Here is a 10,307-nt window from a genome sequence, read left to right as displayed (position 1 = left end):
GTGAAAAAGTAGGACACGAGATATATAATGTTTATTCTAGTAAAAACAATATTATTTTTGAAACAGAGGAAATGTATATTGTAGCCACTATGGGTGAACTGCTAAATAGCATAATATAGTCTAAAATGTTATCATCATTATTTAATCATTGAATTTACCAATGAAACTGCAACCTAATATGTGAGAGATTAAAGTCAGACCAAGAGTGAGATACAATGGATGATGACTAAATTATTTGAAGAATATGGTGGGGTGCGTTGAAAAGTGCAGCAAATTATGCGGTTTATCTGTTAATAATATCCAAATGATTAAATCATCAAGGTGTTTAGGAATCTATTTAAAAGAGTGTTCAGAAAATAACTATTTTTTGAGCACTCTTTTTAGATACCATAATTGCAGTAAAGCTTTTTATTTTTATGTCCTTAAACTTTTAAATTAAATGATTGTTCATTTGAAAATCATTTTTATAAGTATTTGGACAAATTCTTAACGGGGTCAGAAACTTAAGAGTTTTTAGTTATCAATCTTATATCAAAATTACAATGCTTGTGATTACATAGGAAAAAGTATCTTAACCCATATCGGTCAAGATACTTTTTTAGTTTAAAATAAGTTTGAGAGCGTTTGAATCATTCTCATTTTAAATATTTTTTCAATATCAATTGAAGCTCTTTCAAATAGCTGTCCTTTAACTCTTCAGGATATTCGACTGTTATACTATTACCAAAGCGTAATAGATAATGAGTCATATAAGGAAGTTCTTTTTGATTATATCCGCCAACGATGTAAGAAATGCCATCCTTGATCTCTAAGGACATGTTAGGATAGTTGTGTTTATGAAAGATTTCTTTACCAAATGCCGTTAATCGACAACGAAAAGGTATATCATGAAAATTTTGTTCATATTTTTTTTGAATTTGGTTTAGTTCTTCAATAGAAAACGACTGATCAAATTCTTCTAAGATCTCACTCGCTACAACACAATCGCTTCGGTAAGTCCCCCAATGGTGGGTCGTAAAATCGTAGGCACTAAAAAACCAAATCCCGTTTCGATAGAAAAGTTCATTACTTTGCAGTATTGTTTCAATTTCTTCAAACTGGGCATAGGTCACTTTTATCGCTTTTTCATTTAGGATAGAATCAAGTATTTTGGCTAGATTTGTTTGTGTTTTTAATGGCGCTGTATTGTAGTACTTTACAACAGTTAAAAGTGTTTCTATCTCTTTTTGCTGCTTGCTTGTTAAAGTAACCATGAGTTTTGATTGGATATGTGTATAGGATTTATCAAAAGGAGTGCTAGAAAGCAGTTCTAGTGCTTTCAAGGCAAAAAAAATCGCAAAAATTTCATTTTGATCAAAATAAATAGGCGTTAATAGTGACTGATCCATTAATTGATATCCGCCGCTTCTCCCATAATCGGAGTACAAAGCAAGCCCCATTTCTTCTAAAGATTCAATGTCACGTAAAGCAGTACTTTTAGAAATATTAAATTCTTCCATAAGATCTTTTAAGTTGAAAAAATTTTTGTTCTTTAAAAAAATCAATTCTTTATTTAGTCGCTCTGACTTTTTCATAGTCTCTCCTTAAACGGTATCATGTTCTGACACCTTTTCGTAGTATAGTAAGTATATCAAAAGAAAAGAGGTAATTACATGAAAACTTTACTAATTAATTCCCACCCTGAATTCAACAAAAAAACAACTTATTCAAGTAAGCTACAAGACTTATTTTTAGGTAAGTTTCATGAGCAATTTGATCCAAATCAAATCACTACTATCAACCTTTATGATATGGACATTCCAAGAGTTGAGCAAGGTCAATTATTAGCAATTTGGGAGAAAAAACGAGTTGGAGAGAGCTTAACGCAAGATGAAATGAAAATTGATGAGACTTCTACGACTCTGTTACAACAATTTAAAGATCATCATAGAATCGTGATTGTATCCCCCCTTCATAATTTCAATGTGACGTCTCGTTTGAAAGACTATATGGATAATATCTTGATTGCTCGTGAGACATTTAAATATACCGAAACAGGATCTGTTGGTTTAATGGTCGATGATTATAAGATACTTTTCCTGCAAGCAAGCGGTAGTATTTACACAAATGATGACCGATATTCTAAAATGGACTTCTCATACAATTATCTCAAGCAGATGTTTGAGGAAATCATGGGGTTCTCTAGACTTGGGATTGTTAGAGCACAAGGAACAGCATTGTTGTCTGAGTCAGAAATTATGATGGAGGCTAAACAAATGCTGAATTATGAGTGGGATCTTTTTGTATAGACCTAACTGATCTAGTTCACAAATCTACTACTGAGATTGAGGAATAGTAATGATAAAATTGATTATTAGTGATATGGATGGAACTTTTTTGAATAGTGATAGTAAGTTCAATCAAGAATATTTTAAAAAGATTCATGAAGATATGAAGAGAATGTACATCACGTTTGCTGCATGTACAGGAAAACAATGTGAAAGAGTAGAAAAAATTTTTGGTGAAGAATTATCAAGTGATATATGGATATTAGGTGATAGTGCAACACGGATAAAACATAAAGGAAACTATATCTATCAGTCATTGCTTCCTAATAAAATAGGTTTAGATATTATCGCTAAGTTAAACGAAATTGCAGACGACTATGTAATTATAGCTTGCACACCGACCGCCGCATACGTAAAAAATACGACAAGAGACCAAGATATCAAAAAGGCGAGAGGCTCATACGAGATCTTAGAAACCTTAGAAAATCTTGCTGATATAACAGAAAATTTCGTTAAAATTACTGTATACGATCCGCAATTACGCTCTTTTGAAACAGTGAAGGAATTGGCAATATTTCAGGATAGAGCCTATGTTGTTGCTTCAGAAGCAGCATGGATCGATATTTCGAACTTAAATGTTCATAAAGGAACAACAGTTGCCCAACTTCAATCGATTTTGAACATCGATAAATCTGAGACGATTGCATTTGGTGATGGGTTTAATGATATCGAACTATTTTCTCAAGCAGGTATCAGTGTTGCAATGAAAAATGCTTTTGAAGAAGTCAAAATACAAGCAGACTTCATTACTAAATCAAATGACGAAGATGGCGTATTACGTGCGATCGAAAAATTTATCACCCTCTAATAGTTTGTAATTTTTTAAATATCATTGTAAGACAAATTATCATATTTACTTTATAGAAATTAATTGGTTGATTGCGTCAATAGGAAGGAAGAAAGTGAAATGAAACAAAGAATTGATTATTATAAAACAGCACCTGATGGAATGAAACACTTGTTGGAAATGGAAAAATACTTAAGTAAAACAGAGATTGATAAAAATCTACGAGAGCTTATTAAAATTCGTGCTTCTCAAATCAATGGCTGTGCTTTTTGTCTAAACCTCCATAGCAGCGATGCTCGAAAATTAGGGGAAACAGAACAAAGAATCTACTGTATAAGTGCTTGGAGAGAGTGTGATTTTTATACGGATGCAGAAAAGGTCGCTTTGGAGCTTACAGAAGCTATAACATTAATTTCAGATTTAAAAGTTCCTGAAGACTTGTATGCTCGTGTACGCGATTACTATGATGAAAAAGAATATGTTGAACTAGTACTATTAATTACTCAAATTAATAGTTGGAATAGAGTGTCCATTTCAATGGGGAATTTTGCGTCTAGCCAAAATTGAAATTATTGTCAGAAGCCGAAGAGGATCTTTCCTCTCGGTTTTTTTTTATAGAACAAGAAAAGAGGGTCAGAAACTTAAACGTTTTTGATACACAAATAAATGCTCAGTATAATAGACTTGAGAGTAGTTTATAAACTAATGTCATTAAGTTAGGGGATTTTGCATGATTTTAGATAACAATTTAGGTTTTACCAATCAAGTTGCATTAGACAAGGCTGAAGAAAAACTAAGCAAGCAAAAAGCGAAAAAATTATACGATTCGGGGAAAATAAATGAAATCGAAGTGGGTACTTTTAAAGGCTTAGCTGAAATTCATGAATTTCTCTTTTCAGAGATTTATGATTTTGCTGGAAACATTCGAACGGTCAATATCGCAAAAGGAAATTTTCAATTTGCGCCGGTCATGTACTTGGAGCATTCTTTAAAACATATTGATCAGCTACCGCAAACTTCTTTTGAAGAGATTATCAAGAAATATGTAGAGATGAATATCGCTCACCCTTTTCGTGAAGGAAATGGTCGGACTACTAGAATTTGGCTGGCTCTCATTTTAAAAAAAGAATTGCAAAAGGTTGTAGATTGGAACTTGATCAATAAAGAAGATTACCTTTCGGCAATGGAGCGAAGTCCCATAAATGATCTAGAGATACGCTATCTAATTTCTAAGGCATTGACTGACAAAATTGATGATCGCGAGTTATATATGAAAGGAATCGACGTCAGCTATTTCTATGAAGGTTTCTCCAAATACACGATAGATGATTTGTCAGAGTAGGAGAGATACAAAATATGACTATGCACGTGTCTCAGCCACATCTCAAAGTAAGAAAGAGTAGATTCAACAACAACTTGTGAACGGTGTTGAGAAGGAGCATTTGTTTCTGGAAACTTTATAGGTATGAAACGGGGGAGTCCAACGTTTAATCAGCTGATAGTTGGTCTGAAGCCTGAAGATGAAATCGTTGTTACAAAACTTGTTTGATTCCCCGTAATACACGAGAAGCATTAGAAGTTGTCAATTTTTTACTGGATAATAACCTCACGATTAATGAGTATACATACCTCTTAATGACAAATGAAATTTTCTACCTTTGTAGGAGTTTACTTTATTCCTGGTGCTGGACAAATTGCTTTGTCTGCGTCTGAAGCGATTGTATTAGGTGAAATTACGACCGATGTAAGCACCGAGCATATAAAACAATTAATGATGGGCTAAAGAATCCACAAAATAATGCTGCTAAAGCTCATGGTATTCCTAAAGGTTTGCTAGATTCGAATGGTAATGTCAAATTTAGGAATTTTAACCAAAAAGTAAATGGAAACAATAGTTTGCTTGGTAAGATCCTAAAACAGGCTATGCTAAAGAAGATAACGCAAGACATGGCGGAAGAAAGTGGAAAAATAAAAGATAAAACTGAAATAGGAAAGCTTCAACTACATGTAAGGATTAAACTTTCGATCTAACACATAGACCTTTCGATTAGTACTTTTCTTTATATGTCATTTTTAAACACTGTGATTGTTTATATGCATTCGCAATGCTATGATTAACTAGAACTAAATAAATATAGATATATTTGAAATTAGGTAATTGTTCATACTGGCTGTGAATCTAATTTCGTTTTGGGTCATTTAGTCAGTGGGAAGATAAATGCTCAGGTTGCGGAAAGAATAGCAGCATATCCTATAGAATGGTATGAATTAAATGCAGAATATTCCAACATTCCTTAAAACAATGAACAAGAGGATGGTTTTTATATGAATTACAATTTGATTTATTATGGTAGAAAAGTTAGAAGATTTTTGCTGTTTACCATTAAATTTATCGATGTTTTTTTGTTATATCTAGTGATTGGAAGACAAATGTATTTAGCAATTAAAATTTTTTTGTTTATTGTACTCATATGGATAATAGGGGCCACAGTTGTATTAATAAGAAGGAAAATCCTGTATGGAACAATAAATGATAGACCAAAAGAAGATGGGTATTTGCATCCAATTCATGATAGAAGAGAAAATATTATGCTGCTAGTATGTGTTGTGTTATTAATCATGCAATTGTATATTCTTTCTCTGCCATTACCTACTATATAAAATGCTAGTTTCCTATCTTCTAGCTCTCACCGTAATAGTAAATCCAACAAGGGAGTATTTTTTCTGAGAATGAAAGTTAGGCTAAAGAACATAAGAGAGAAAAATGAAAAATACTCAAAATTTGTACTTTTCCAATCGACAATAGTGACAAGTATAAAATACCCACAATTACATTACTGGGATTTTTTTTAAAGACGTCAGATGAAGAGAAGTATATAGCGACTATACAAAATTTTGTCAAATAAAATTAGGAAGGTCCTAAATGAAAAAAAAGCTTAGAGGATTAAAGCGCAGATGGAAACTAATGCTAAAAAACTTGGATAATATGGCTGAAACAATTGATTCTACTGACGATGAAATTTTTATTAAAGAATCCTTCCAATATTTCAACAGGAAAATATCTTCCTCATATAAAATTGAGTTATTTGATAAGCTATTGCATATACTTACTACTAAACAAAAACAAGATGGTAAGCGATGTTATCTATTATGGTATCTTCCCAATGACATATTTGAATCTAGTATTTTAATTTTTAACGGATCTGTTGCATTAGAAAAGTTTATCAAAGAAAGATCCTCTAGTGCTATTGATAGTGGCGAGTATCGGTTGTTTTTTAATGAAGAGAACAATCCAGAAAATTATATAAGTGCTAGAGTGAAGGATGAAGAAATGTTATCCGCAATAGTGACAATTGAAGATGAGGAATATGGATATAAAGTTCCTGTGATAATAATAGCTAATGAAAAAATTATTTCTATGATTAAAATGGAAATGAGTTGAAAAGATAGTCAGAATGATCCTAATCTAGATCCTTTGGTGATTTTTTGCGACTTGAATGATAACTATAAGTAAAATTAATAAAGTGACACGTATGAAATACATTGGGATCACTGGAATATCTGTAAAGAAATAGCGATAGGCTTTAAAACATGAGCATTCTAGGTTTATTTTGAATGTGAACTACTCACCACTTAGCTAAACCTAATGATTCTTAACGTTTGAAGAGGGTGTTTCTCGAGAATAGTGTATATTTGATAGGGTACTAATAACGATGGCTTTTACTCACCAAGCTATTCCCTTAGTTCCTACGGTTTTTGCTGATTCAAAGGTTAGTGCGTGTATTCTTATATTTCCGATCACAATGATTACACTAGATGAAAGGAGGAGGATTTTGTGTTTCAAGATATTGGAGTCAATAAGATAGTCTTTAAGTATCGTAAGTGGACAAGGAAATTTGAGCTTAGAGAGTATGCAAGGAATTTAGAGTTTGAATGGGATACTGCTACAGAAGATGACATCAGATACCTAAGAAATGATGGTAGAGCAAAACTAGATTTTTTAGGAGTTATTCCAGGAATTCAGATTTCATCTTTCAGGGCTGTAGCTCATTTTCTCGATGATAAAAATATTTATTTCCAACTGTTACCTACTAAAAGAAAAAAGGGGATTCAGGAAAACCTGAATGAAAATATACCAGACCAATACTTTTCGTGTAGGTTGAGTGATTTCAATGAACTACAGAAAACAGGGGGGATTAAAATTGAAAAAATCGTATTTTTAGATACAAGAGATGAAAGTCAGGAATAAACTGTACTTGTTGCACGTTCCTACCCTAATGCTTAATTTAGTTGAAATTTAGGTTAAGTTCGAATGAAGAAAATGTTTCATTTTTTTATATCAAAAAACAATGATGATATCGAAATTTATATAAAAAAGTGACTTAATATGTCTAATTCTTAGTTTTTTCTAACTGCGATACGTTTATTATAAAAGTAGTAAAAGAACAAGAATAGAAATAAATCCTGCAGATAATCACTTTTTGATTTAATATACAAAATCATGATATTCATGCGTATTCATTCATTTATAATTTAGTTCCCCTTGCAAAAGTAAACCGCTTTCTATAAACTAGAAGGCGAATAGAAATCAAAAAAATAGGCACTTCGTATTAGTGCTACCAACACCAATACGAAGCCCTGATCAGTCACGATCTTTACACGGATGACCAATCAAGTTGCCATAGTTGATACCCGTAGGCATCAACGTGTTTATTGTACCGAAAAAACGCCTTCATTTCTAGTAGGAGTATGCATTTTTTCGATAAAAACACAAGAAGCCTAACGCTTATTTAGCTATCTCACAGGCATTGGACAAATCCGTCCAATGCCTTTTTGCTGTGAATCACTACGATTGACTCACGAAGTGAGGCAGAGTAGATGATGAACAGTACTAGGCGAGCGCAAGGGAGCGTAGTCCTAAAACTATCGGTTCCACAAAAATGTTATCTGCGCAGTACCATTTCCGCTCCCTAAGTCTAAGTATCTAGCTAGTACGAGGACAACGACCAGAAGTTGGCAGAAAAATAGGCAGTCATAGTTGATTCTTTAGGCGAAGAACGACGTTGAATGGAGAAAAAGAAATACCATTGCCAAAAATGGTCAAAATAAGCGTTCATGGGTCAGCCTTTTATTCTAGATAAAAAAGAAATTTTTGATTTCTATTCGTAAGTGTAAACAATGGTTTCACAAAAAAGTAAAAACAGCTAAAGGAGAGAATATGGATAACTACGAAGTGAGTTTTACCCTGATTCTACACGCGGGAAATGCAAAGTCAGCTGCCATGATGGCGATTGAGGCAGCCCGGGAAGGAACCTTTGAAGAAGCACAACGTTTATTAGAAGACGCCAAAAAGGAGCTTCAGCAAGCCCATCAATGTCAAACCGATTTGGTGCAAGCGGAAGCCAGAGGAGAAAAAACGGAATTATCTATTATATTGATACATGCTCAAGATCATTTAGTAATGGCAATGACTGCCACAGAACAAGCCGCGGAATGGCTTTATTTATACCAAAAAATTTCTGAATTGCAAGGAGGAGTTTCATCATGAGAATTATGTTAGCTTGTGCAGCGGGAATGTCCACTAGTATTTTAGTTGCCAAAATGGAGGAAGCCGCAAAAGAACAAGGAAAAGACTACAAAATTTGGGCGATTGATCAAAGTTTGATTGAACGAGAATTAGGTAACTTCGATGTCTTGCTTTTAGGACCACAAGTACAACATACGATGCGTAAAGTGAAAAAGATCGTCAATGATACAGTGCCAGTAGCAGTCATCAAAGCAGTCGACTACGGTCGGGGCAATGGAGCAGCTGTCTTGAAGCATGCGGAAGAGTTGGTAAACGGAGGACAAGGATGAGTGCTTTCGACAAATTCGCTGACAGTGTCAGTATCATTGCAGAAAAAGTAGATGATAACAAATATTTAGGTGTCGTAAAAAATACCTTTACAGTGTTGATGCCATTCATCATCGTTGGTTCATTTGCAACTCTAGGGAATTCGTTGTTAACAAGTGAAACCACAGGGCTGGCCCAGTTTTCTGCCTTAAGCTTTTTAGCCATTATGGAACCAGCCTTTACCGCCATCAACTTTGCGACGATGAATACCATGACATTAGCCGTGATCGTCATTTTGGGGTGGATTTTAGGTGAGCGAAACAATGAGAACGGTATCATGTGTGCGGTGGTCTCCTTGAGTGCCTATGTTTCAGTCGTACCCCAAGGGCTTGAAACGGTCGTTGATGGAGTGGCAGGAATGGCTGCAGGTCTGCCAGTAGATACTTTGAATGCTGGCGGACTGTTCATTGGTATGATTTTGACGATGGTTACCGTAGAATTCTTTTGCAAGCTGAATAAGATCGAGCGTCTGCAAATCAAAATGCCACCGAGTGTTCCTAGCGCCATCAGTAAGTCTTTTAGTGTGCTGATACCAATTTTCATCACGCTGTTTGTCATCGCTATTGCTGGAAGATTGTTTGAATTGGCGTCAGGTCTCTATATCAACGAAGCATTGTACCGCTTCTTGCAAGCCCCGTTGGAAGGGATTTTGCAGCATCCAGCTGGGATTATTGGTTTAGTGATTATTTCCCAAGTTTTTTGGTTAGTCGGAATCCATGGCGGACTCGTTATTTCTCCGATTCGAAACCCAATTTTGATTGCAGCACTAGCCGCCAATATTGCTGCCTTTGAATCAGGACAAACGCCAGATCAAGTCATCACGATGGGCTCTTGGGTAACATTCTTAGTAGCCGGCGGTGCGGGATTGATTCTTTCTCTCAATATCGGATTACTGATGTTTTCGAAAAAAGATGACCTGCGAGCCGTCGCCAAAATTGGCTTAGTTCCTTCTTTATTTGGTATCAGTGAACCCGTTGTGTTCGGTTTGCCGCTAGTATTGAACCCGATTTTTGCGATTCCCTTTGTTCTAGGAAGTGGACTCCCGGCGGCGATGTTATTAGCTGCCAATCAGTTTGGATTAATTGGCTCGAACATTGTGGATGTACCATTTGGTTTACCGATCGTTGTCGGCGCCTTTTTGGGGTGGGGAATCAATGGAGTCATTTTACAATTGCTGATTATTATCGTCGGGGTGTTCATTTATTTACCATTTATTTTCTTGAGCAATCGCCAAAGTGAGTTAGCTGAATAGTAAGAGGATTCTCAAGATGAGTCTGTTTAAGAAAACAAGGGAATAGAA

12 protein-coding genes and 1 pseudogene are annotated in these 10,307 nt (G+C 34.7%); 11 read left to right on the top strand and 2 right to left on the bottom strand.

What is annotated here, in order from left to right; genetic code table 11:
• Nucleotides 1–635: 635 nt before the first annotated feature.
• The gene (locus tag A5877_RS08060; RefSeq protein WP_016612633.1) at nucleotides 636–1,574 is read right to left on the bottom strand and encodes a YafY family protein; all 939 of its coding nucleotides are present in this window, start codon (nucleotides 1,572–1,574) and stop codon (nucleotides 636–638) included.
• 78 nt (nucleotides 1,575–1,652) lie between these two features.
• Here A5877_RS08060 and A5877_RS08055 point away from each other — a divergent pair, with 78 nt between their 5' ends.
• The 8 genes and pseudogenes from A5877_RS08055 (at nucleotide 1,653) to A5877_RS08025 (ending at nucleotide 7,363) form a co-directional block, all read left to right on the top strand.
• Nucleotides 1,653–2,288 carry an FMN-dependent NADH-azoreductase gene (locus A5877_RS08055; protein ID WP_016612632.1) on the top strand — a complete coding sequence of 212 codons (636 nt, stop codon included), beginning with the start codon at nucleotides 1,653–1,655 and terminating at the stop codon, nucleotides 2,286–2,288.
• 49 nt (nucleotides 2,289–2,337) lie between these two features.
• Nucleotides 2,338–3,135 carry an HAD-IIB family hydrolase gene (locus tag A5877_RS08050; protein WP_086298856.1) on the top strand — a complete coding sequence of 266 codons (798 nt, stop codon included), beginning with the start codon at nucleotides 2,338–2,340 and terminating at the stop codon, nucleotides 3,133–3,135.
• A 99-nt stretch (nucleotides 3,136–3,234) separates the two neighbouring features.
• The gene (locus A5877_RS08045) at nucleotides 3,235–3,681 is read left to right on the top strand and encodes a carboxymuconolactone decarboxylase family protein (RefSeq protein ID WP_086316665.1); all 447 of its coding nucleotides are present in this window, start codon (nucleotides 3,235–3,237) and stop codon (nucleotides 3,679–3,681) included.
• Between the two features lie 163 nt (nucleotides 3,682–3,844).
• Nucleotides 3,845–4,456, top strand: coding sequence for a protein adenylyltransferase Fic (gene fic / locus A5877_RS08040; RefSeq protein WP_086316664.1), 612 nt, complete (start codon nucleotides 3,845–3,847; stop codon nucleotides 4,454–4,456).
• A gap of 61 nt (nucleotides 4,457–4,517) precedes the next feature.
• Nucleotides 4,518–4,728: pseudogene (locus A5877_RS17350) on the top strand (recombinase family protein); the annotation flags it as partial.
• Between the two features lie 711 nt (nucleotides 4,729–5,439).
• Nucleotides 5,440–5,775: a hypothetical protein gene (locus A5877_RS08035; RefSeq protein WP_005233146.1), complete on the top strand. Its 336-nt coding sequence runs from the start codon at nucleotides 5,440–5,442 to the stop codon at nucleotides 5,773–5,775.
• 262 nt (nucleotides 5,776–6,037) lie between these two features.
• Entirely contained in the window at nucleotides 6,038–6,556 is a 519-nt protein-coding gene (locus A5877_RS08030) for a hypothetical protein (RefSeq protein ID WP_254907449.1), read from the top strand.
• A 393-nt stretch (nucleotides 6,557–6,949) separates the two neighbouring features.
• Nucleotides 6,950–7,363 carry a hypothetical protein gene (locus A5877_RS08025; RefSeq protein ID WP_005233149.1) on the top strand — a complete coding sequence of 138 codons (414 nt, stop codon included), beginning with the start codon at nucleotides 6,950–6,952 and terminating at the stop codon, nucleotides 7,361–7,363.
• A gap of 739 nt (nucleotides 7,364–8,102) precedes the next feature.
• Here A5877_RS08025 and A5877_RS17345 read toward each other — a convergent pair.
• On the bottom strand, nucleotides 8,103–8,231 hold the full coding sequence (locus A5877_RS17345; protein WP_005233151.1) for a hypothetical protein: 129 nt from the start codon (nucleotides 8,229–8,231) through the stop codon (nucleotides 8,103–8,105).
• Between the two features lie 101 nt (nucleotides 8,232–8,332).
• Here A5877_RS17345 and A5877_RS08020 point away from each other — a divergent pair, with 101 nt between their 5' ends.
• From A5877_RS08020 to A5877_RS08010, 3 genes are read left to right on the top strand one after another with little or no spacing between them, the layout of a single operon-like run.
• Nucleotides 8,333–8,662, top strand: a complete 330-nt coding sequence (locus A5877_RS08020; RefSeq protein ID WP_034878240.1) for a PTS lactose/cellobiose transporter subunit IIA — start codon at nucleotides 8,333–8,335, stop codon at nucleotides 8,660–8,662.
• Nucleotides 8,659–8,970, top strand: a complete 312-nt coding sequence (locus A5877_RS08015) for a PTS sugar transporter subunit IIB (RefSeq protein WP_005233157.1) — start codon at nucleotides 8,659–8,661, stop codon at nucleotides 8,968–8,970. Before A5877_RS08020 ends, A5877_RS08015 begins: the two co-directional genes overlap by 4 nt.
• Nucleotides 8,967–10,259, top strand: a complete 1,293-nt coding sequence (locus tag A5877_RS08010) for a PTS sugar transporter subunit IIC (RefSeq protein ID WP_005233159.1) — start codon at nucleotides 8,967–8,969, stop codon at nucleotides 10,257–10,259. The genes A5877_RS08015 and A5877_RS08010 overlap by 4 nt, the downstream gene beginning before the upstream one ends.
• Nucleotides 10,260–10,307 lie beyond the last annotated feature (48 nt).

Source organism: Enterococcus sp. 3C7_DIV0644, assembly GCF_002141235.1.
GTDB lineage: Bacteria > Bacillota > Bacilli > Lactobacillales > Enterococcaceae > Enterococcus_D > Enterococcus_D entomosocium.
The sequence above is the reverse complement of the archived record's forward strand: the minus strand, read 5'-3'. Positions and strand labels throughout refer to the sequence as shown.